This window comes from Thermocrispum sp. (assembly GCF_002919275.1).
GTDB classification, from domain to species: domain Bacteria; phylum Actinomycetota; class Actinomycetes; order Mycobacteriales; family Pseudonocardiaceae; genus Thermocrispum; species Thermocrispum agreste.
This window is the reverse complement of sequence record NZ_PKFA01000055.1, coordinates 68,488-89,127: the sequence shown is the minus strand read 5'-3', so window position 1 is coordinate 89,127 and position 20,640 is coordinate 68,488. Positions and strand designations below refer to the sequence as shown.

General features: G+C 70.1%; 20 protein-coding genes, 1 pseudogene and 1 riboswitch. Of the genes and pseudogenes, 9 read left to right on the top strand and 12 right to left on the bottom strand.

Annotation, left to right across the window (positions count from 1 at the left end; all coding sequences use genetic code 11):
• Positions 1–19: 19 nt before the first annotated feature.
• The 3 genes and pseudogenes from ectB to CXP56_RS13825 all read left to right on the top strand — a co-directional run.
• Positions 20–1,282, top strand: a complete 1,263-nt coding sequence (gene ectB, locus CXP56_RS13835) for a diaminobutyrate--2-oxoglutarate transaminase (protein WP_028848633.1) — start codon at positions 20–22, stop codon at positions 1,280–1,282.
• An 80-nt stretch (positions 1,283–1,362) separates the two neighbouring features.
• Complete coding sequence (locus CXP56_RS13830) at positions 1,363–1,755, top strand: ectoine synthase (protein WP_028848634.1); 393 nt, start codon at positions 1,363–1,365, stop codon at positions 1,753–1,755.
• Positions 1,756–2,618: 863 nt separating this feature from the next.
• Positions 2,619–2,768: pseudogene (locus CXP56_RS13825) on the top strand (Y-family DNA polymerase); the annotation flags it as partial.
• A gap of 49 nt (positions 2,769–2,817) precedes the next feature.
• Here the strand turns inward: CXP56_RS13825 and CXP56_RS13820 are convergent.
• The 4 genes from CXP56_RS13820 to CXP56_RS13805 form a co-directional block, all read right to left on the bottom strand.
• A complete protein-coding gene (locus CXP56_RS13820; RefSeq protein WP_028848636.1) occupies positions 2,818–3,606 on the bottom strand; it encodes an ESX secretion-associated protein EspG in 789 nt (262 codons plus the stop codon).
• Complete coding sequence (locus tag CXP56_RS13815; RefSeq protein WP_286901370.1) at positions 3,603–5,084, bottom strand: hypothetical protein; 1,482 nt, start codon at positions 5,082–5,084, stop codon at positions 3,603–3,605. The genes CXP56_RS13820 and CXP56_RS13815 overlap by 4 nt, the downstream gene beginning before the upstream one ends.
• 35 nt (positions 5,085–5,119) lie before the next feature.
• Positions 5,120–5,470 (bottom strand): PE domain-containing protein, encoded by a 351-nt coding sequence (locus CXP56_RS13810; protein ID WP_028848638.1) that lies wholly within the window; start codon positions 5,468–5,470, stop codon positions 5,120–5,122.
• A gap of 252 nt (positions 5,471–5,722) precedes the next feature.
• Complete coding sequence (locus tag CXP56_RS13805) at positions 5,723–6,535, bottom strand: SGNH/GDSL hydrolase family protein (protein ID WP_028848639.1); 813 nt, start codon at positions 6,533–6,535, stop codon at positions 5,723–5,725.
• Between the two features lie 307 nt (positions 6,536–6,842).
• Here CXP56_RS13805 and CXP56_RS13800 point away from each other — a divergent pair, with 307 nt between their 5' ends.
• A complete protein-coding gene (locus CXP56_RS13800; RefSeq protein ID WP_038045496.1) occupies positions 6,843–7,532 on the top strand; it encodes a DUF3159 domain-containing protein in 690 nt (229 codons plus the stop codon).
• On the opposite strand, the gene CXP56_RS13795 is transcribed toward CXP56_RS13800, so the two are convergent.
• Entirely contained in the window at positions 7,471–8,427 is a 957-nt protein-coding gene (locus CXP56_RS13795) for a threonine ammonia-lyase (protein WP_028848640.1), read from the bottom strand. The genes CXP56_RS13800 and CXP56_RS13795 overlap by 62 nt on opposite strands.
• 186 nt (positions 8,428–8,613) lie before the next feature.
• On the opposite strand from CXP56_RS13795, the gene CXP56_RS13790 reads away from it, so the two are divergent.
• Positions 8,614–9,642, top strand: a complete 1,029-nt coding sequence (locus tag CXP56_RS13790; protein WP_286901369.1) for a hypothetical protein — start codon at positions 8,614–8,616, stop codon at positions 9,640–9,642.
• Positions 9,643–9,841: 199 nt separating this feature from the next.
• Here CXP56_RS13790 and thiE read toward each other — a convergent pair whose 3' ends face one another.
• A complete protein-coding gene (thiE, locus tag CXP56_RS13785) occupies positions 9,842–10,513 on the bottom strand; it encodes a thiamine phosphate synthase (protein ID WP_028848642.1) in 672 nt (223 codons plus the stop codon).
• Positions 10,514–10,680: 167 nt separating this feature from the next.
• Positions 10,681–10,787: riboswitch (TPP riboswitch) on the top strand.
• On the opposite strand from thiE, the gene thiO reads away from it, so the two are divergent.
• The 3 genes from thiO (at position 10,779) to CXP56_RS13770 (ending at position 12,876) form a co-directional block, all read left to right on the top strand.
• Positions 10,779–11,906, top strand: coding sequence for a glycine oxidase ThiO (gene thiO, locus CXP56_RS13780; protein ID WP_286901367.1), 1,128 nt, complete (start codon positions 10,779–10,781; stop codon positions 11,904–11,906). Its footprint overlaps the riboswitch before it by 9 nt.
• Positions 11,903–12,106: a sulfur carrier protein ThiS gene (gene thiS / locus CXP56_RS13775; RefSeq protein ID WP_353744561.1), complete on the top strand. Its 204-nt coding sequence runs from the start codon at positions 11,903–11,905 to the stop codon at positions 12,104–12,106. Before thiO ends, thiS begins: the two co-directional genes overlap by 4 nt.
• 2 nt (positions 12,107–12,108) lie before the next feature.
• The gene (locus tag CXP56_RS13770; RefSeq protein WP_245566715.1) at positions 12,109–12,876 is read left to right on the top strand and encodes a thiazole synthase; all 768 of its coding nucleotides are present in this window, start codon (positions 12,109–12,111) and stop codon (positions 12,874–12,876) included.
• 350 nt (positions 12,877–13,226) lie between these two features.
• Here CXP56_RS13770 and CXP56_RS13765 read toward each other — a convergent pair whose 3' ends face one another.
• The 5 genes from CXP56_RS13765 to thiC all read right to left on the bottom strand — a co-directional run bounded on the left by CXP56_RS13765 (position 13,227) and on the right by thiC (position 18,883).
• Positions 13,227–13,934: an HNH endonuclease family protein gene (locus CXP56_RS13765; protein ID WP_286901366.1), complete on the bottom strand. Its 708-nt coding sequence runs from the start codon at positions 13,932–13,934 to the stop codon at positions 13,227–13,229.
• A 533-nt stretch (positions 13,935–14,467) separates the two neighbouring features.
• Positions 14,468–15,304 carry an ion transporter gene (locus CXP56_RS13760; RefSeq protein ID WP_286901365.1) on the bottom strand — a complete coding sequence of 279 codons (837 nt, stop codon included), beginning with the start codon at positions 15,302–15,304 and terminating at the stop codon, positions 14,468–14,470.
• Between the two features lie 74 nt (positions 15,305–15,378).
• Complete coding sequence (locus CXP56_RS13755; RefSeq protein ID WP_286901364.1) at positions 15,379–16,185, bottom strand: ion transporter; 807 nt, start codon at positions 16,183–16,185, stop codon at positions 15,379–15,381.
• Between the two features lie 167 nt (positions 16,186–16,352).
• Positions 16,353–17,189: a bifunctional hydroxymethylpyrimidine kinase/phosphomethylpyrimidine kinase gene (thiD, locus tag CXP56_RS13750; RefSeq protein ID WP_028848647.1), complete on the bottom strand. Its 837-nt coding sequence runs from the start codon at positions 17,187–17,189 to the stop codon at positions 16,353–16,355.
• The gene (thiC, locus tag CXP56_RS13745; RefSeq protein ID WP_084609337.1) at positions 17,186–18,883 is read right to left on the bottom strand and encodes a phosphomethylpyrimidine synthase ThiC; all 1,698 of its coding nucleotides are present in this window, start codon (positions 18,881–18,883) and stop codon (positions 17,186–17,188) included. The genes thiD and thiC overlap by 4 nt, the downstream gene beginning before the upstream one ends.
• Before the next feature lie 218 nt (positions 18,884–19,101).
• On the opposite strand from thiC, the gene CXP56_RS13740 reads away from it, so the two are divergent.
• Positions 19,102–19,560: a nitroreductase/quinone reductase family protein gene (locus tag CXP56_RS13740; protein ID WP_028848649.1), complete on the top strand. Its 459-nt coding sequence runs from the start codon at positions 19,102–19,104 to the stop codon at positions 19,558–19,560.
• Positions 19,561–19,563: 3 nt separating this feature from the next.
• Here CXP56_RS13740 and CXP56_RS13735 read toward each other — a convergent pair whose 3' ends face one another.
• Entirely contained in the window at positions 19,564–20,508 is a 945-nt protein-coding gene (locus tag CXP56_RS13735; protein WP_286901361.1) for a S1C family serine protease, read from the bottom strand.
• Between the last annotated feature and the right edge of the window lie 132 nt (positions 20,509–20,640).

Sequence of the window (20,640 nt, the reverse complement as noted above, 5' to 3'; positions counted from 1 at the left end):
AATCGCGAACGGAGCGAAGGTGAGTATTTTCGAAGCACTCGAATCCCGGGTACGCAGCTACAGCCGTAGCTGGCCGGTGGTGTTCGACAAGGCCACGGGCAGCTGGTTGTACGACGAGAGCGGCACACCGTATCTGGACTTCTTCGCCGGGGCAGGTGCGCTCAACTACGGGCACAACCACCCGGACCTCAAGCGGGTCCTGCTCGACTACATCTCCTCCGACCGCGTCACGCACTCGCTGGACATGTACACCGCGGCGAAACGCCGCTTCCTGGAGGCGTTCGACGAGATCGTGCTGCGCCCCAGGGAGCTGGAGTACAAGGTGATCTTCCCCGGTCCCGGTGGCGCCAACGCGGTGGAAGCCGCGCTCAAGCTGGCCCGCAAGGTGACCGGACGGGAGTCGGTCATCAACTTCACCAACGCCTTCCACGGCATGACGCTCGGCGCGTTGTCGGTGACCGGGAACTCGATGAAGCGGGGCGGCGCCGGGGTTCCCCTGGTGCACGCGACCCCCATGCCGTACGACAACTACTTCGACGGCGAGATTCCGGACTTTCTGTACCTGGAGCGGCTGCTGGAGGACTCCGGCAGCGGGCTGAACGAGCCCGCCGCGATCATCGTCGAGACGGTGCAGGGGGAGGGCGGCATCAACCCGGCGCGGGCCGAGTGGCTGCGCGCGCTGTCCGACCTGTGCCGCAGGCACGAGATCCTGCTGATCGTCGACGACGTGCAGATGGGCTGCGGCCGCACTGGGCCGTTCTTCAGCTTCGAAGACGCCGGCATCACCCCGGACATCGTGTGCCTGTCCAAGTCGATCAGCGGATACGGGCTGCCGATGGCCCTCACCCTGATCCGCCCCGACCTGGACGTGTGGGCGCCCGGTGAGCACAACGGGACCTTCCGCGGGATCAGCCCGGCCTTCGTCACGGCCGCCGAGGCGCTGAACCTGTTCTGGCGGGACGACACGTTGGAGAAGTCCACCAAGGCCAAGGGGGAGCGGATCGGCAACGCACTCAGCGAGATCGCCGAGTCCTACCCCGGCGCCGGGCTGGTCGCCAAGGGCAAGGGACTGGCCCGCGGCATCGAGATGGGCGAAGGGGAGCGTGGCGGCGAGCTGGCCGGCGCGGTGTGCCGGGAAGCGTTCCAGCGCGGCATGTTGATGGAGACCTCCGGCCCGGAGGGCGAGGTCGTCAAGCTGCTGCCGCCGCTGACCGTCACCGAAGCCGAGGTCGAGCAGGGGTTGGACATCCTGCGTGCCTCGGTGGACGCGGTGATGAGCTGACCGCCTGACCGCGGACGGCGCTGGAGGGGAATCCGGCCCGAGCAGTTGAAGAAGGAACCGAAGAGAAACGGAGCAGAGGCGTGATCGTCCGCCACCTCGACGAGATCACCGGCACCGACGCCGACGTGGAGACGGAGAACTGGCGCAGCAAGCGCATCGTGCTGGCCAGGGACAAGGCGGGGTTCTCGGTGCACGAGACCGTGCTCAAGGCGGGCACGGTGAACCGATTCTGGTACGCCAACCACATCGAAGCGGTGTTCGTCGTCTCCGGTGAAGGGGAGCTGACCGACCTGGGCACCGGCGAGACCCATCAGCTGCGGCCGGGCTCGCTGTACCTGCTCAACGACCACGACAAGCACGAACTGCGGCCGAAGACCGAGATGCGCACCGTGTGCGTGTTCAACCCGCCGGTGACCGGCCGTGAGGTGCACGACGAGAACGGTGTCTACCCGCTCATCGTCGAAGAGGACTGAGCGGACCTTCTTTCTGCCCCTGAGCGGGGGCTTTCGCCCACCGCGGGAAAAAAGTTCGGGTGGCGAGGGAACCTTTGGCCCCCCTCGCGACTCTTAATGAGTGAACGGACGTCGCACACGGCGGTCCTGCAGAGCACGGAGGGGGTCAGGACGCCGTGGCACGGTGTGGCCTGGGGGCCAACCACCGTGCACGGAGGGATACAGGCGACGACCGGGGGTCCGAAAGCGGCCGGCACGTAGGGGATGTGCCGGCCGCTTTCCCATGTGTGCAGGTTGTCCCGGGTGACGCGCACGACGACCGTGGCGTCGGCTCCGTGGCCATGATCCGCGAGTTCGAAGCAGTCATGACATGACGACCGCACGGCCGAACATCAGGAGGTGTCGGCGCGGGGCCGGGCAGTCACGCTCAACGGGTGTCCGGGGTTGTCGTGGGGCTGGGCGCGTGCACGGGCCACCCTCGATGCGGCGGAGGCACACGCCGGTCCTCCCGGCCGCGACATACCAGGACGACTCGGAGTTGCCCGGATCGGACGATCAGGCACGGCCTGTCTCAGGCACGCGCCCACTCGGCGCCTGCCCGGTGATCACACCACACGAGCGCCTACGTGGACCTGGCCTGGCTGGTCGCGGTGTGTCGTGTCGTGGGAGGGTGCCAGTGCGTGCGGGCACGTCGGGTCTTGGGTGCTGGTCTGGGGCGTGCCTGCCTGGGCCTGGCCTGGCTGGTCGCGGTGTGTCGTGTCGTGGGAGGGTGCCAGTGCGTGCGGGTACGCCGGGTCTCGGGCGCCGGCCCGCGGCGCGGACATTCCCGGCCTAGCCCGTACCGACGGATCGTGCTGGCCGGTCAGGCATCCACACCGCACCGCGCGGTGGTGGTGCCACCCCGGATGCAGGCCTACGTGTCCGCCGGCGAGGCGGCCTTCGACGTGTTCCGCGACATCACCCCGGTGGTCGAAGGCATCTCGACCGACGAGGCGTTTCTCGACGTCGGCGGGCTGGCCAGGCTGTCCGGGACGCGCGACAAGGGCGCGCCTGCCCACGACGCACGACTTCCCGGCTTGTGACTCAGCCGAGCGCCGCGTTCGCTTCCTTCAGCACCTTGACCAGATCGTCGCGGCCGCCGGGCAGGCACTTGATCGTCGGCTCCGCGCCCGACTCGTCCACGAACGTGACCACGCGCCCCTCGTCCACGATGTCGACCACCGCGTACGGGCCCACCTTCTTGCGGCCGGAGCCGCCGGAACGCTTCGCGGTGTAGACCTGGAAGATCGCCTCGCGCTTGGCGCGCATCAGCTCCCGCAGCCGGGCGGCCGGGTCGACGTCGTCGTCGCCGCCCTCGTAGATGGAGAACTCGTCGTCCACGACTTCGTCGACCGCGGTGTCCTCCTCCACGGAGAAGCCCGCCTTGGGCACGCTCAGCTGGGGGATCTTCGCTCCCTCGGCCGGCCTGATCGAGTCGAGGAACTCGTCGAGCAGCTTCTCCGCAGGCACCGGCGCCAGCGCCATGGCTTGCTGGTCGCGCACCATCCGCACCGCTTCCTTGCCGTTGCCGGACACCAGGATCGCGCCCGTGAAGCCGACCGTGAGGCCGTTGACCCACGCGTAGTACTCGTCGGTGGCCGTGGCCAGCAGGCGCAGGGTCTCCACCAGCTCCGGCGCCGGCTCGTCCAGCGAGCCGAGCTGCTGCTTGGCGAGCACGTCGTCGACGACGCCGGCGATGCGGGGCCGATCGTCCTCGGAGACGTACATGTCACCCAGGCCAAGGGCCGGGTGAGGCCGGCCGGGGTCGAGCGAGTTCCACAGCCAGTCCACGCCGATCAGCGGCAGCTGGACGATGTCGTTGATGATGCTCATTTGTCACCGATCACCGGGGGGACGGACTTCTCGTCGGTTCCGAACAACTTGTTCGGGTCCTCGGTCGCCATGTACTTGCGCTTGTGCTGTTTGTCTTCGCCCCTGTTGCCCGCGGCACCCGCGCCGCCCATCATGCCCATCGGCATGCCGCCGCGCATGCCGCCCATGCCTGCCGCGCGACCGGCCGCGGCCGCAGCGGCACCACCGGCCGCACCCGAGCCGAATCCGACCGCGCCACTGGCACGCCCGTCGCCGGTGGGTGCCCCGGACGCCGCCCCGCTGCCGCCGAAGGCCCCCGGTGACAGGCTGCCTGCGCCACCGCCCACACCGGAACCGGCGAAGTCCGACGGCGAGAAGCTGGAGGCCGACGTGCCGCCGAACTTGCCCGGCTTGAACTCACCCGGCTTGAACTCGCCCGGCGAGAACGAGCTGGTCCTCAGTGCTTCGCGGGCACGCCGCGCCTGCTCCTCGGCGGCCTCCCGCTGGCGGCGGGCTTCCTCTTCCATGCGGCGGCGGGCTTCTTCGGCCTGCCGCTGGGCTTCTTCCTGGCGGCGGCGCGCTTCCTCCTGCTGGCGCCGTGCCTCTTCTTCCATGCGGCGGCGGGCTTCTTCGGCCTGCCGCTGGGCTTCTTCCTGGCGGCGGCGCGCTTCCTCCTGCTGGCGCCGCGCTTCTTCTTCCATGCGGCGGCGGGCTTCTTCGGCCTGCCGCCGGGCTTCCTCCTGACGGCGGCGGGCCTCTTCCTCCATGCGACGCCTGGCCTCGTCGGCCTGCCGTTGCGCCTCTTCCTGACGGCGCCGCGCCTCTTCTTCCATGCGGCGGCGCTGCTCGTCGTGCTGGTTCGGGTCGTACTGGTACGGGTTGTTCTGTTGCCCCGGGTTGCCCGCGTTGCCGTACTTGTCGGTCAGCTGTTCGGCGTTGGACTTCGTGGTCTTCTCGTACTTCTCGTAGAGGGCGAGATTGTGCCGCGCCGCTTCCTGGTTCCGCTCGACCGCCTCCTCGGCCGCGGTGTCCCACGGCGCAAGGCGGTCCAGGAAACCCGCACCCTCCGGCGGAGGGTCGTCCATGTGCTTCATGTTCTTCCGCAAGTCGGAGAAGTTGTTGCCCTGGTTGTGGAAGCTCTGCGCGTTCTGCTGCAGCGACTGGCTCGTCTTGCGGGCTTCCTCGGCCAGCTTCTTGATCTTCTTGTTCGCTTTCTCGGCGGCCTCGCCACGCCACGCGCCGTCGAGCAGGAGGCGAAGCTTGTCGGCGTTCACGGCGAACTCGTCCTGCTTGCGCGAATGCTCGTCGGCCAGGCGCGACGCGGTGAACAAGGGCTCGGGGGTCCCCTCCTTGACGGCGAGATAGATCGGCAGCGCCTTGTGCACCTCGGTCAGGTCGTCGCTGCCGAAGATGGCCCAGCCCAGATAGAACGGGGCGGTGATCGGGTTGATCGCGAGCGCGGTGTTGCCTACGGTGGTGGCGACTTCTTTCCAGTCCATGGAATCCCCCTAAGCTCCCCGGAGCGGGCGGCCGGTCACAGCTGCCGTCCCGGGTCCCGCATGGAGTCGGCGGTGGCCTGCTCCATCGATTCGTAGGTGGTCAACGCGTTGCGCAGCTGCGGGATCAGCTGGTTGAGGTATGCCACCTGCGCGGAGAACGCCTGCTGATACGCCTGGTTGGTGAGCAGCTGCGAGTTGCGATTGGCGACCTTCTGGCCGGCGTGGTACTGGGTGGACACCTGGTCTGCGGCGGCCGCGGGGAGGTCGAGCATCTCGGCGATCTGCTCGTTGCGGTTCTCCAGCTCCTCCAGCATGTCCTCGGCGAGCTTGATCGCCTGGCGCATCTTGTCCGGGTCGATCTCGTAGCCCTGATCCTTGACCGTCATGGAGTCCCCTGTTCCCTTCGGGTCCGTCGCTCGCGACATCCGATCGGACGCCCGGCTCTCCGCCCTGGTTCCCAGCAGGCTCAGGGTAATGGACCGGAGCACCACGCGGAGGGTGATTCGGCCGCGGATCGACCGGCAGGAGCAGGCCGCGTCCTTGTCCCGACATGCGTCAGCCCCGCCGTGCAGGGCGGGGCTGAAATGGTCCTCTCGGGGCCGGGCCGAGTGCTGTCCCGGCCCGCGGCGGCGTCGGCGTCAGCCTGCCGCGTTCACCATCTCGCTGTCGCCGGTGAGCTGGGCGGGCGGCTTGAGCGGCATCAGCTTCGGCCGCTTCGGCTGCAGGCCGTCGCCGGTGGACACGCCGCGGATCTGCCGCACCAGCCACGGCCAGAAGTGCGTGCGCGCCCAGACCAGGTCGTCGCGGCGGGCGCGCAGCCAGTCCCGGCGGCGGGCCGGCTTCGGCCACGGCTCCCGCCAGTCCTCCTCCACCGGCAGGCCCAGCTCCTCGGCCACCCGCAGCGCGATCCGGCGGTGCGCCTCCGGGCTGAAGTGCAGCCTGTCCTCGCTGAACGCACGCGGGTCCCGCAGCACGTCCATCGCCCACAAGTCGACCACGCGGGTGCGGTACTTCTGCGCGATGGCGTGCAGGTGCGCGTTGTACAGCGCCACCTTGCCGCGCAGCCGGTTGACCACCGAGACCTGGCGGGGGTCCGGACCGGTGAACATGAGCACATCGATGCCCGCCTCGACCAGCTGCCGGATCATGCCGTCGAACATCTCGGCGACGAGGTCGACGTTCGAGCCCGGCTTGATGATGTCGTTGCCGCCTGCGCACACGGTCACCAGGTCCGGGCGCGCCTCCAGCGCCACCGGGAGCTGTTCGTCGATGATCTGGCGCAGCGTCTTGCCGCGGATCGCGAGGTTGGCGTAGGAGAATCCGGGATTGTCCTTGGCAAGCATCTCTGCGACGCGGTCGGCCCAGCCGCGGAAGGTGCCGTCAGGCAGTTCATCGTTCATACCCTCGGTGAAGCTGTCGCCCAAGGCCATGAAGCTGGTGAACCGATGCATGCAGAGTCTCCCTTCTCCTTCCCGGCGGGTCACTGCGCGACGACGTTCACGGCAAGGCAGCACGCCACGGGACCCCTTCGGGGCGTGCACCGATCAAGACGAGAATGCCGGATTGAACGCGACTTTCGCCACTACCAGTAATCCGGACGAACATCGCCATAGTAGCCTGTCCAGCTCCCCGCACGACCCTGACGAGGGCAAACGCCGGCGCACGTCATGCTGCCGGATTGATCACACGGACGTTCGACGCATCACGGCAAGGAAAGTAAGGCTTACCTTCCTTGGCTTTTTGCGGCAGGCTGGACGCGTGAGTGCCGCAGTCCGTCCGGAGTCGTTGGCGACGGTGCTCGGTGGCCGCCGGGGTGCCCTCGACGCCAGCATTCCGCCCGTCGCGTTCGTGCTGGGGTGGCTGGTGTCCGGAAACTCGATCGGCTGGGGCGCCGCGGCCGCGATCACCGTCGCCGTGCTGCTCGGCGTCGTCCGGCTGGTCCGCGGCCAGCGGGTCGCCGCCGTGGTCGTCAGCCTGACGGCCGTGGTGGCCGCCGCGCTGATCGCGCTGTACACCGGCCGGGCCCAGGACTTCTTCCTGCTGCAAGTGCTCGCCAACATCGCCAGCGCACTGACCTGGGCGGCGAGCATCCTGATCCGCTGGCCGCTGCTCGGTGTCGTCGTCGGAACGCTGCTGGGGCAGAAGACGCGGTGGCGGAGGGATCCGGCGTTGCTGCGCGCCTACTCGCTGGCCAGCTGGGTCTGGGTCGCGCAGTACGTGATCCGGGTCGTGGTGTTCGGCGTGCTGTGGTGGGGCGGGTACGTGGTGGCGCTCGGGGTCGCCAGGACGGTGCTGAGCTGGCCGCTGGTGGCTACGGTCATCGCGGTCAGCGGATGGGTGCTGCACCGGGCGCTGCCGGACGGGCATCCGGGCATCCGGCACCCCGTCACTGAGTCTGCTCCGTCAGCACCTCGGCCAGCAGACGAGCATCGACGTTGCCCCCGCTGACGATCGCCACCGTCGGCCCGGCGGGCAGTTCGTGCTGGTGGAACAGCCAGGCCGCGGTGCTGACCGCGCCGGACGGCTCGGCGACCAGCTTGGCCCGGGTGGCCAGCACCCGCATCGCCTGCCGGATCTCGTCCTCGGTCACGGTGACCACGCCGTCCAGCGTCGCCCGCAGGTGCGCGAACGTCAGCTGGGACGGCTCGGCTCGCAGGCCGTCGGCGATGGTGCGGGCGCGATCGGCGGGGTCCCACCGCACCAGCCGCCCGGCGCGCAGGGACTCGGCGGTGTCACCTGCCAGTTCCGGCTCGACGCCGATGACCCGGGCGTTGGGGCACAAGGTGGTGATGGCGACCCCGACCCCGGACGCCAGCCCGCCGCCGGAGACGGGGACCAGGACGGTGCGCACGTCCGGCAGGTCCTCGGCGATCTCCAGCCCGACGGTGCCCTGCCCGGCGATGACGTCGGCGTGATCGAACGGGGCGATGATCACCCGGTCCAGCCGCTCGGCCAGCCGATGGGCGACCGCGCTGCGCTCCGCCATCGGGGCTTCGACGACCTGTGCGCCGTAGGCCTTGGTGGCGGCGACTTTCACCTCCGGCGCGCCTTCCTGCACGACGATGGTGGCAGGCACATCGAACTGCCGCGCCGCGTAGGCGACCGCCTGGGCATGGTTGCCGCTGGAATAGCTGACCACCCCGCGTGCCCGCGTGGTCTCGTCCAGCGCGGCCAGCGCGTTGACGGCGCCGCGCACCTTGAACGCGCCGACCGGCTGCAGGTTCTCCGGTTTGAGCCACAGCTCGCGGCCGTCCCACACCTGGCGGAGCAGGGGAGTGTGCACGGCCTTGTCGCCGATCCGGTCGGCGGCGGCGCGAATGTCGTCGATGGTGATCAAGCGCATGTCCTCCAGATTGCCTTCGCTGCGCGGGCAAGCGTAAGGCAGCGCGGGGGACGAGCGGGCGGCGTTGGCAAATTGAGTCCATTGTGGACGGATGTGCGTGGTGTCCGTTACGTCCGGCAACTATTGCCGGGACCGGAACGTTGACGGTGTGGAGAGTGCAGCCGCGATTCGTTGGGATGTTGGCGAGTGTCGAAGGAAAGGGAACGGGACGGACTCCGGCCCGCCCAGGTCGTGGCTGGCGCACTGGCCGCCATCACGGCCGCGTTCATCGGTGCGCAGATCGGGGTGTACGGCACCGTCATCGGCGCGGGCCTGCTCAGTCTGGGCACCACCATCGGCAGTGAGCTCTACCTGCGCTCGCTGGAGCGCACCAAGGAAGCGGCCAAGCGGACCAAACATGCCGCGCTGGCCAAGGTGGCGGGGCGGGTCTACGTGCGCGGCCGGGACGACGAACGCACCCAGGCGTTGCCCGAGCAGCGGCGCTGGGGGCAGGACGGCACGCGAGTGATGCCTGCCCGGCACGAAGATGAGCGCACCCGGGTCTTGGCCCGGCAACAGGGCGCAGCTCAGGACGGCACCAAAGTGCTGCCTGCTCAGCAGCAGTGGGCGCATGACTCCACCCGCGTCATGCGGCCCGGGCAGTCAGCCGATCCGGACCCGACGCGCCGCATGGGGGCGCAGGGTGATGTGGTCGACCCGGATGCGCCCACGGTGTACCTCCCGCGCGTTTCCGACGACACCACGGACGCGGACGAGGCCGACGAGACGTCCAAGCCGCGCCGCCGTGTTCGCTGGGGTGTGGTGATCGGCGGATCCGTGGCGGCGTTCGTGCTGGGCATGGCGGTGATCACCGGTATCGAGATGCTGACCGGGAACACGCTGTCCGGGGAGCAGGGGCGGACGATCACCAACGTGCTCGGCGGCCAGCCCGACGGTGATGACCAACAGGAGCGTCCGGCTCCCCAGAAGACCGAGGAGTCCGGCACACCCGAGGCTCCGCCGGAGCAGGACGAGAGCACCGAGGACGAGCAGGAGCCGCAGTCGCCGGAGGTTCCGCAGAACCCTCAGCAGCCGCAGCCGCCTGCGACGAGCGAGCCGCCGGCGTCCAGCGCACCGGCGCCGCCTTCGACGCCGCAAGAGCAGCCCGAGGAGGAGCTGCCGCCACAGCAGGGGCAGAACGAGCGCCCGGCCCAGCAGCAGCCGCCGGCCGAGTGAGCACGGGGTTGTGGCGGGCCGTGTGTGCTGGGCGCGTGGGTCGGCTGGCCGTTGTGGCGGCCGGTCGAGTGAGCAGGGGTTGTGGCGGGTGGTGTGTGCTGGGCCGTGAGCCGGCCGCCCGTTGCCGTAGCCGGCCGATGGCGCCCGTGGCGCTGCGTAGCTCCGCCGCAGTGTGCTGGCGACCCGGCCGGGGAACGAATCAGTGCGAGAGCAGCGCGTCCTTGAGCGTGCGAGCGGCTGCCGTCGGATCCTCGGCCTCGGTGATGGCCCGCACCACGACGATGCGGCGGGCGCCGGCGTCGAGGACGGCGGGCAAGCGCTGGTGGTCGATGCCGCCGATGGCGAACCACGGCCGCGCCGGATTCGCCTCCGCCACCGCGCGAACCAGGCCGAGACCGGGCGCAGGCCGTCCTGGTTTGGTCGGGGTCGGCCAGCACGGCCCGGTGCAGAAGTAGTCCACGCCGTCGGCCGCGGCGGCCGCCGTCGCCTGCTCGACCGAGTGGGACGACAGGCCGACGACCATTTCGTCGCCCACCACCCGGCGCGCCAGCGCCACCGGGAGATCGTCCTGACCCAGGTGCAAGACGTCGGCTCCGGCCGCCAACGCCACGTCGGCGCGGTCGTTGACCGCCAGCAGCGCACCGTGCCGCTCGCATGCTTCGGCCAGGACCTCGAGCGCGGCCAGCTCCTCGCGCGCTTCCAGCGGCACGCCGCCGGGCTTGTGCCGCAGCTGGATGATGTCCACCCCGCCGGCCAGCGCCGCATCGGCGAACTCGGCCAGCTCGCTGCGTGAGCCCCTGGCGTCGGTGCACAAGTACAGCCGGGCCTCGGCCAACCGGGCGCGGATCTGATCGCCGTTTGCTCCAGGCACGTCGTCACGGTACCTGGCCCGCCACGAGCGGCCCTGGCCGCCGGTATGTGCTGCGGAGCAGGCCACGCCCGTGCATCCCGCGGCTTTCGGCGCGCGCCGCGTACCGCAACGTGGGAAGTGCCACGGTGGCGAAGTTGGCGCCGGTGCGTCCGGTCACGCTACGGTTGAGGCGTCCGCACGGGAGCCTGCGTATGCGGGCTGAGAGGGAGCTGCGGCTCCGACCGTGGAACCTGATCCGGGTCATGCCGGCGCAGGGAGCGTGATCATGACGACCGACACCCGCAATGGAGCCCGTGTTGCCGTCGTCGGGGGCGGGGTGATCGGGCTTTCCGTCGCGTGGCGAGCCGCCGCGGCAGGCCACGCGGTGACGTTGTTCGACCCCAAGCCCGCCGCGGGCGCCTCGTGGGTGGCCGGGGGCATGCTCGCCCCGGTGGCCGAGGCGTGGCCCGGCGAGGAAGCCGTGCTGGAACTCGGCGAGGAGTCGCTGGCCCGTTGGCCGCGATTCGTGCGCGAGCTGACCACCGACGGCGCCGACCCGGTGATGAACACCGCGGGCACGGTGATCGCCGCATGGGACCCCGGCGACGCGGCGCAGCTGGAGGTGCTGGCCGGATACCTGCGTCGGGTGGGCCGTGGCGCCGAGCTGGTCGACCGGCGCCAGCTGCGGAAACGGGTCCCCGGGCTGTCCAGCAGGCTGCGGATCGGGCTGTGGGTGCCCGGCGACCTGGCGGTGGACAACCGCAAGTTGCTCCGCGCGCTGCAGCGCGCGTGCGATCACCGCGGAGTGCGGTTCCGGCACGAGTGGGTCGAGGCGGTGGAGCCGGCCACGGTCCGCACCGGCAGCGGAGAGTTCGCGTACGACGAAGTGGTGCTGGCCGCCGGGGCCCGCACCGGCATGCTGCACCGCGAGCTGAAGGACCTGGTGCGCCCGCTCAAGGGCGAGATCTTGCGGCTCCGGGCCCGCCGCACCAGCCTGCCGCCCCCGCCGTTGACCGTCCGGGCGGTGGTGGAGAACCGGCCGCTGTACTTGGTGCCGCGCACCGACGGCGAGGTCGTCGTCGGCGCCACCCAGTACGAGGCCGGCTTCGACGAGACGGTGGCCGCCGGTGGCGTGCGCGAGCTGCTGGACGCGGCGGAGCGGGTCTACCCGAGCGTGGCCGAGTACGAGCTGACCGAGGCCGCCGCCGGGCTGCGCTCGGCCAGCACGGACAACCTGCCGCTGATCGGCAGGCTGTCCGACGGCGTGATCGTGGCGACCGGTCATTACCGCAACGGTCTGCTGCACGCACCGGTCACGGCGGACGCCGTGGTCGCGCTGCTGGAGGACGACGAGCCGCCGGGCGCTGCCCGTGCGGCCGATCCGGCCAGGGCCAGGAAGGAGGCATCGGTGTGATCGAGGTCGAGGTCAACGGCGAGACGCGCCAGGTCGCCCCGGAGACGACGGTCGCCGCGCTGCTGGAGGAGCTCGGTGCCGCGCGCCCCGGTGTGGCGGTGGCGATGAACGGTCATGTCGTGGCCCGCAGCACGTGGGCGGACACGACGTTGTCGGATGGCGCTCGGGTGGAGATCCTCAGCGCCGTGCAAGGAGGCTGACGGTGGACTCCACGCCGCAGGACCCGCTGGTGATCGGCGACGAGAAGTTCGAATCACGGCTGATCATCGGCACCGGTGGGGCGAGCAGCCTCAGCGTGCTGGAACGGACCCTGGAAGCGTCCGGCACGCAGCTGACCACGGTGGCCATGCGCCGCGCCGACGCCGAGGGCGGGTCGGGCGTGCTGGACCTGATCCGCAGGCTGGGCATCAAGGTGCTGCCGAACACCGCAGGGTGCCGCAGCGCCGCGGACGCGGTGCTGACCGCCCAGCTGGCCAGGGACGCGCTGGAGACGAACTGGGTCAAGCTCGAGGTGCACGCCGACGACCGGACGCTGCTGCCCGACCCGGTGGAGACGCTGGAGGCAGCCGAACGGCTGGTCGCGGACGGCTTCACCGTCCTGGTCTACACCAACGACGACCCGGTGCTGGCGTTGCAGCTGGAAGAGGCCGGGTGCGCCGCGGTGATGCCGCTCGGCGCGCCGATCGGCACCGGGCTGGGGATCCGCAACCCGCACAACATCGAGCTCATCGTGGCGCGGGCATCGGTCCCGATCATCCTGGACGCGGGCATCGGCACCGCATCGGACGCCGCGCTGGCCATGGAGCTCGGGTGCGACGCCGTGCTGCTGTCCACCGCGGTGACGCGTGCCGAGGACCCGGTGGGCATGGCGACGGCGATGCGGCATGCGGTGATCGCGGGACGCTACGCCAGGTTGTCCGGCCGCGTGCCGAAGCGGTTCTGGGCGCAGGCATCCAGCCCGCCGCGCTGACCGCGATGGCCGCGCGCGGCGGGTGCGCGTTCTCGCCCGGCTGCGTGTGCCTGACCGTGATCCGGCCGGGCGTGCGCGGCGGGTTCGTGTTCTGGCCGGCTGCGTGCGTCTGATTGCGATCTGTCCGGCCGCGGTGACGTTTCGATCTTGTCGGGTGCGTGCGCCGGTCGCGATGTGACCACGCCCGCCGCGAGCGCGATGGCGCTGCCTGTGCGCGGCTGGGCCGCGATCGCCACAGGTGGCGCTCCACTGGGAATCGTCAGGGCGAAGGGGCCGCCGATGCACCCCGCGCGCAAGATCGAGTCCCGGCTCACCGGCAAGGTCGACGACGGTGTTCCGGGCCCTGCCGGTCAGTTCGGCTGGTCCTTCCAGCAGGCCGGGCTGGACAAGATCCGCCGGGCGGTGTCCTTTTCGCGGGCGTCCATCGCCAGCCCGTACTCCTTCTTGATCGACACCCACTCCGAGACGTAGGTGCAGCGATTGCGCTCGGGCAGCCACTCGGCCAGGTCCTTGTCGCCCTTGGCGCGATTGAGCGTGCCGCTCGCGGCCAGCACGTTCCGCGGGTCGTTGGCGAAGCGCTCCTTCTTCTCGGCAGGCCAGTTCGCTGCGCCCGACTGGTGGGCTTCGGCCAGCGGCACCAGGTGGTCGATGTCGATCGACTCGGGGGAGGGGTGCCTGCGGTTGTCGTAGCTGGTGCGCCAGCTGCCGTCGGTGATCCGGCAGCCCTCGCCGGTGCGCACTTTCCAGCCGTCCCGGATCAGCACCGCCTCGCGGGTGTTGCAGCCGGTGCGATCCCCGACCCATGCCCGCCAGCGCGGATCACCGGTCACCGTGATCCAGTGCCGCCACTCCTCACGGTCGTAGGTGCGGTGGCCGGTTTCCGGCCGGGTCGGAATCTCGTCGAGCAACGCCGCCACGTCAGCGGACTGCTCGGAGACCGCCACCTCGCCGGGCGCCGAAACCGGCCCCTGCTCCTCCGTCTGGCCGGACGCCCAGAAAACGACCGCGGCCACCACCGCCGCCAGCAACGTGCCCACCATCCTGCGCACGTTCGACATGCACACTTCCCCTTTCTCGTCGTCTCGGCGCCCGGGACAACGCACCGGCCTGCCGGGCAGAGGCGGGGACGAGGCGGGCCGGCGTGCTCCCCGGACAAGGGCTCCGGAACGGGTAGGCAAGACGTCGGCAAACAGTGGTGCCAGGCGGCGCAGTGACCGGTCGAAACGCGCGAAACGCTCGATCTCGGGGTCGTCGTCCGGAAGATCAACAATGCCAAACTCGTCATCGGCTGCCGCAGCCGGTGCCGGTTGCGCTGCACCTGGCACGACCCGGGCACCTTCCCGCAGGGCTCGTCTGCTCGTCCGCCGGCGTGAGCCGTCCAGCCGGCACCGCCTCGACCAGGTCGGGCCGGGCTCATGCTCGGGCAACCGCCGCCGGGCACTCCGGCGCGGCGACTCACCGCGTCAGCGACACGACGCACATTCCAGGGGACTCCCCGGCCGGGATCGATCGGAGGGGCCGCAGGCGGTCACTTCGTCGGCAGGAAGCCGGGCTCGCGGGTCGCGCAGCCGGTCACGGGGCGCGCAGGCCGTCAGTTCGCGCCGTCGGTGGCGGACACCCGCTGGCCGTCCAGCCCGGCGCGCAGCTGGGCCACCTCCGCCCGCAGCGCTTGCAGCTCCGCGAGGATCGTCGCGTTCGAATCGGCCAGCTCCTGGTGGTGCTGCTCGCCTTCCTGGTGCATCTCCTCACGCAGCTGCGCCTCCATCGCGTTGACCACCACCGCGATGAACAGGTTCAGCACCGCGAACGTCGAGATCAGGATGTAGATCACGAAGAAGATCCAGGCCAGCGGCATCTCGGCCATCACGGCGTCGGCGATGTCCGGCCAGGACTCCCCGGTCATGATCTGGAACAGCGCGAACAGGGACGTGCCCAGATCGCCGAAGTACTGCGGGGCCACGTCGCGGAACAGGTTGGTGGCCATCACCGCGGAGACGAACAGCACCAGGCCGAGCAGCGCCACGATGGACGCCATGCCGGGGATCGCCGACAGCAGCCCGGAGACCACCTTGCGCATGGCAGGCACAGCCGAGATGAGCCGCAGCACCCGCAGCACGCGCAGGGCACGCAGCACGGCGAACGGGCCGCTGGCCGGAACCAGCGCGATCACCACCACCACGAGGTCGAAGACGTTCCAGCCGTCCGAGAAGAAGCGCGGGCCGAAGGCCACCAGCTTGGCCACCAGCTCGGCGACGAAGATCGCCAGCACGATCTTGTCCAGCACGTGCAGCAGGTCGCCGCTGCCCGCCATGATCGACTCGGACGTCTCCATCGCCAGAGTGATCGCGTTGAACACGATGACCGCGATGATGAACTGCTGGAAACGGCGGTTCTCCACCGCCGCGGCCAGGCGGTCACGCCACTGCATCTGCGTCCTCCCGGGTGCACTGTGTCGGCATGAAGCGTGCGGTCGCTCCAGCTGAACGTCTTGGTTGAGACGGCTCATCCGCTGAGTCGGTTGCGCAGCGCGGCGAGGTCCTGGCGGATCGCCGCCAGCTCGGCGCTGATGCGCTCGTGGTCGGCGGCCAGCTCGTCGGCGTGCTGCTGTTCCTCCGCCCGGATGTCGGCGCGCACCTCTTGTTCCATCTCGTTGACCACGACCGCGATGAACAGGTTCAGCACCGCGAAGCTGGAAACCAGGATGTAGACGACGAAGAAGATCCACGCCAGCGGCTGGGCAGCCATCACTTCCTCGGCGATGTCCGGCCACGACTCCCCGGTCATGGTCTGGAACAGGGAGAACAGCGAACGCCCCAGGTCGCCGAAATAGTGCGGGGACGCCTCGGCGAACAGGGCGGTGCCCATCACGCCCGCGACGAAGATCACCAGCGTGGCCAGCGCGATGATCGACACCATGCCGGGGATGGCGCGCAGAAACGCGCTCACCACCCGGCGCAGCGGCGGGACCGCGGACACCAGGCGCAGCACCCGCAGCACTCGCAGGGCGCGCAGGACCGCGAACGGCCCGCTGGCGGGTATCAGCGCGATCGCCACGATCGCGAAGTCGAACACGTTCCATGGGTCACGGAAGAACGCCGACCGCTGCGCGTACAGTTTCAACGCCAGCTCGACGACGAAGATCGCCAGCGCCATGGTGTCCAGCGCGGCGATCAGGTCGTGATAGTGCCGCTCCAGCGATGCGGAGGTCTGCACGGCCAGCAGCGCCGCGTTGATGCCGATCACCGTGACGATGAACCGTTGGAAGTACGGGTGATCGACCAGCGCACTGACTCGTTCGCGTGGCGTCACCCGGGGATCCCTACGTCATCGGCTGCGTGGTGAATGTCCGCATCGTAACGGCCGTAACGTCCGATGATCATCGGATGGCGGACATCTGTGACGCGTTGCTCGCTGAGCGTGGCGACGCCGGCGAGGACCGCCGGATGCCCGGTGCCGTCGCCGGCGCCGCCGAATGGTCAGCGGCCGTGCACGTCGTCCAGCACCCACAGCGGCGACACCGGGCCGACCCCGGCGCCCAGCGGGTAGGACGCTTGCACGCTGCGCTCGATGAACTGCTTGCCGTGCCGGACGGCCTCCGGCACCGACGCGCCCTTGGCCAGCGCCGACGTGATGGCTGCCGCCAGGGTGTCCCCGCCGCCGTGGGTGTTGTCGGTGTCGTAGCGCGGGCCGGTCAGTTCGGTGAACGTGGTGCCGTCGAAGAGCAGGTCGGTGCACTCCGGGGCGTCGCGCATGTGGCCACCCTTGACCAGCACCCACTGCGGGCCGAGCTCGTGCAACACCCTGGCCGCTTCGCGCTGCTGCTCGCGGGTGCGGACGTCGATGCCGACCAGCAGACGGACCTCGTCCAGGTTCGGCGTCACCAGCGTCGCGCGCGGGAACATCAACCCGCGGATGGCCTCCATCGCCTCTTCCCGCAGCAGCGGGTCGCCGTGCATGGAGGCCGCCACCGGGTCGACCACCAGCGGAACGCTGCCGTTGCGGCCGATGCCCACTTCGTCGACCGCCTTGGCGATCGCGGTGATGATCTCCGCGGTGGCCAGCATGCCGGTCTTGGCGGCGTCCACCCCGATGTCGGAGGCCACCGCGTGAATCTGCGCGGCGACGGTCTCCGGCGGGATCTCCGCGACACCGGTCACCCCGACCGAGTTCTGCACCGTCACGGCGGTGACGGCCGACATGCCGTGCACGCCGTTGGCGAAGAACGTCCGCAAGTCCGCCTGCAGGCCCGCGCCACCGCCGGAATCGGAACCGGCGATGGTGAGGGCCTTCTTCGGCGTCGGCCGCCCGGTCATGGCCTGCCGCTTTCCGCGCCTGCCGCCGCACCGTCGCCGGTCACCGGCTCCACCGGCAGGTAGACCTTGCTGCCCTTCTCGGTGAACTCGCGTGCCTTGGCCGCCATGCCTGCCTCGATCGCTTCCACGGTCTCCAGGCCGTGCTCGGCGGCGTACTCCCGGATGTCCTGGGTGATCCGCATCGAGCAGAACTTCGGTCCGCACATGGAGCAGAAGTGCGCGGTCTTGGCCGGTTCCGCGGGCAGCGTCTCGTCGTGGTAGGCGCGCGCCGTCTCGGGGTCCAGCGACAAGTTGAATTGGTCCTCCCAGCGGAACTCGAACCGCGCCTTGGACAGCTCGTCGTCCCACTCCTGGGCGTAGGGGTGGCCCTTGGCCAGGTCGGCCGCGTGCGCCGCGATCTTGTAGGTGATCACGCCGGTCTTCACGTCGTCCTTGTTCGGCAGGCCCAGGTGTTCCTTCGGCGTGACGTAACACAGCATCGCGGTGCCGTGCCAGCCGATCTGCGCCGCGCCGATGGCCGACGTGATGTGGTCGTAGGCCGGGGCGATGTCGGTGGCCAGCGGGCCGAGCGTGTAGAACGGCGCTTCCCCGCAGAGCTTTTCCTCCAGCTCCACGTTGACCTTGATCTTGTGCATCGGCACGTGGCCGGGGCCCTCGATCATCACCTGCACGTCGTGCTCACGGGCGATCTTGGTCAGCTCGCCCAGCGTCTCCAGCTCCGCGAACTGCGCGCGGTCGTTGGCGTCGGCGATCGAGCCGGGCCGCAGGCCGTCGCCGAGCGAGAACGTGATGTCGTACTCGCGGAAGATCTCGCAGAGTTCCTCGAAGTGGGTGTAGAGGAACGACTCCTTGTGGTGCGCCAGGCACCAGGCGGCCATGATCGACCCGCCGCGGGAGACGATGCCGGTGACCCGGTTGGTGGTGAGCGGGACGTAGCGCAGCAGCACGCCGGCGTGCACCGTCATGTAGTCCACACCCTGCTCGGCCTGCTCGATGACGGTGTCCCGGTACACCTCCCAGCTCAGCTTGGCCGGGTCGCCCTTGACCTTCTCCAGCGCCTGGTAGATCGGCACGGTCCCGATCGGCACCGGGGAGTTGCGCAGGATCCACTCCCTGGTCTCGTGGATGCGCTTGCCGGTGGACAGGTCCATCACGGTGTCCGCCCCCCAGCGGGTGGCCCACACCATCTTCTCGACCTCTTCCTCCACCGACGACCACACCGCCGAGTTGCCGATGTTGGCGTTGACCTTCACCAGGAAGTTCTTGCCGATGATCGCCGGCTCGGACTCGGGGTGCTTGCGGTTGACCGGGATGACCGCGCGGCCCGCGGCCACCTCGTCCCGCACGAAGTCCGGGCTGACCCGCTCGCGTGCGGCGATGAACTCCATTTCCTCGGTGACGATCCCGGCCTTGGCGTAGCCGAGCTGGGTGTTGTGCTCCCGGCCGTCGATCCACGGCTGACGCAGCTTGGGCAGTCCCCGGTGCACGTCGATCTCCGCGTCCGGATCGGTGTACGGGCCGGAGGTGTCGTAGACGTCGAAGTGATCGCCGTTGGTCAGGTCGATCCGCCGCACCGGCACGCGCAAGCCACGCCGTTCGGTGGTGATGTAGTGCTTGCGCGATCCCGGGATCGGTCCGGTGGTGATGGTGGGCTTGACGTCGTTCAGCCGCGTCGAATCACTCAGCGTTGACACGCTTTTCCTCCCTACGCCGGCATTACCCGGACAGGTTCGTGCGGTCGGCGGCACCGAGTCCGCGTGGACATCAGCCGCCCTCTCAGCCCGCTGGTACGAGTACGGCGCGAGCTCCCGCGTGGTTTTGTGCAGTTGTCGGCTTTCGACCTTGCCATGGTCTCCTGCATCGGTTCAAGGTCGGCGCTAGCGTGGTGGCCAGGCCCACGAAAGGTGGACGCATGGCCGAGCGATATGTCGCGCCGGATCGGGCGACGCGAGTGTTCAACTGGTTCGTCGTCCGGCTGACCCGGCTGGGCGTGAGCGTGGCGGGCAGCCGGGAGCTGGCCGTGCCGGGCCGCAAGACCGGCAGGATCCAGCGGGTGCCGGTCAATCCGCTGAAGGTGGGCGGTCGAAGGTATCTGGTTGCGCCGCGGGGCCAGACGCAGTGGGTGAAGAACCTGCGGGTGGCCGGGCGGGCCGAGTTGCGGGTCGGCAAGCGGACCGAGGTGTTCACCGCGAGCGAGGTGGCCGACGAGGACAAGCTGCCGGTGCTGCGCGAGTACCTGCGCCGCTGGGCGTGGGAGGTCAAGGGCTTCCTCGGCGACCTGACCAAGGACGCCCCGGACGAGCGGCTGCGGTCGGCCGCGCCCGGGTTCCCGGTGTTCCGGATCGACCCAGCAGGTCGCCCGCGCGGCTGAGCGTCAGCCGACGGTGAGCTCGGTCGGTGTGGCGAAGACGTCGACCATGGCACCGTTGCGCAGCACGGTCACGGCAAGGCGGGTGCCGATGACCTCGGCGAACAGCTGACGCTGGATGCCTTGCGCGTCTCTGACCGGGGTGCGGGCCACGGTCAGGACGATGTCCCCGGCGCGCAGCCCGGCCACATCGGCAGGGCCACCGGGCACGGTCTCCACGATGCGCAGGCCCGCCCGCTGCCCGGTGCGTTCGGCCACGTCGTCGGGCAGCGGAGCGGGGGTGCCCACGATGCCCAGGTACGCGCGCCGGACCCGGCCTTCGACCAGCAGCGTGCCGATGATCCGGCGCGTGGTGTCGTTGATCGGCACGGCCAGCCCGACCCCGATGCCGGCCAGCGCGGTGTTGATGCCCACCACGCGCCCGGCGGAATCGGCGAGTGCGCCGCCGGAATTGCCCGGGTTGAGCGCCGCGTCGGTCTGGATGACGTCCTCGATCAGCCGGGTGGTGCGGCCGTGCCGGGCGGGCAACGCCCGGCCGAGCGCGGAGACGACCCCGGCGGTCACCGATCCGGACAGGCCCAACGGGCTGCCGACGGCGACGACCAGCTGGCCGACGACCAGGTCGTTGGCGTTGCCGAGTTCGGCGGGGAAGGGCAGCGTGCCGTCCGCGCGCAGCACGGCCAGGTCGGAGAGCGGGTCCGAGCCGACGACCTCGAACGGTGCCTCGGAGCCGTCGGAGAACGTCGCCGTGCCGTGCCGGGAGCTGCCGACGACGTGGGCGTTGGTGATCAGGTGGCCGGGATCGAACACCACGGCCGACCCACCGCCGTGCGGCAGCCGGACGCTGGCCACCTGGGGGGTGAGGCGCCGGGCCACCGAGGTGACCACGCGCGAGTAGGCGTCGAGTGCTTGTTCGTCGAGCGATTCATCGGGCCGGCGGCTGTCCGGCATGACGACCACCTCCACAACGCCGATTACACCGTTACAACGTGAGCGGGGTTGCAATGATGCCCGGTGTCAGCGGTGTTCGCGGTCAGCGAGCAGAAATGGCCGACACGGCGGCCCGGGAGGTGGCCGGGTGCC

Bases quoted from the DNA above. Each gene is read 5' to 3' on its own strand.
- CXP56_RS13820 (WP_028848636.1), bottom strand. From the start codon at position 3,606: ATGAGCATCATCAACGACATCGTCCAGCTGCCGCTGATCGGCGTGGAC.
- CXP56_RS13815 (WP_286901370.1), bottom strand. From the start codon at position 5,084: ATGGACTGGAAAGAAGTCGCCACCACCGTAGGCAACACCGCGCTCGCG.
- CXP56_RS13810 (WP_028848638.1), bottom strand. From the start codon at position 5,470: ATGACGGTCAAGGATCAGGGCTACGAGATCGACCCGGACAAGATGCGC.
- CXP56_RS13805 (WP_028848639.1), bottom strand. From the start codon at position 6,535: ATGCATCGGTTCACCAGCTTCATGGCCTTGGGCGACAGCTTCACCGAG.
- CXP56_RS13795 (WP_028848640.1), bottom strand. From the start codon at position 8,427: ATGCGCTTGATCACCATCGACGACATTCGCGCCGCCGCCGACCGGATC.
- thiO (WP_286901367.1), top strand. From the start codon at position 10,779: ATGACGACCGACACCCGCAATGGAGCCCGTGTTGCCGTCGTCGGGGGC.
- CXP56_RS13765 (WP_286901366.1), bottom strand. From the start codon at position 13,934: ATGTCGAACGTGCGCAGGATGGTGGGCACGTTGCTGGCGGCGGTGGTG.
- CXP56_RS13760 (WP_286901365.1), bottom strand. From the start codon at position 15,304: ATGCAGTGGCGTGACCGCCTGGCCGCGGCGGTGGAGAACCGCCGTTTC.
- thiD (WP_028848647.1), bottom strand. From the start codon at position 17,189: ATGACCGGGCGGCCGACGCCGAAGAAGGCCCTCACCATCGCCGGTTCC.
- CXP56_RS13740 (WP_028848649.1), top strand. From the start codon at position 19,102: ATGGCCGAGCGATATGTCGCGCCGGATCGGGCGACGCGAGTGTTCAAC.
- CXP56_RS13735 (WP_286901361.1), bottom strand. From the start codon at position 20,508: ATGCCGGACAGCCGCCGGCCCGATGAATCGCTCGACGAACAAGCACTC.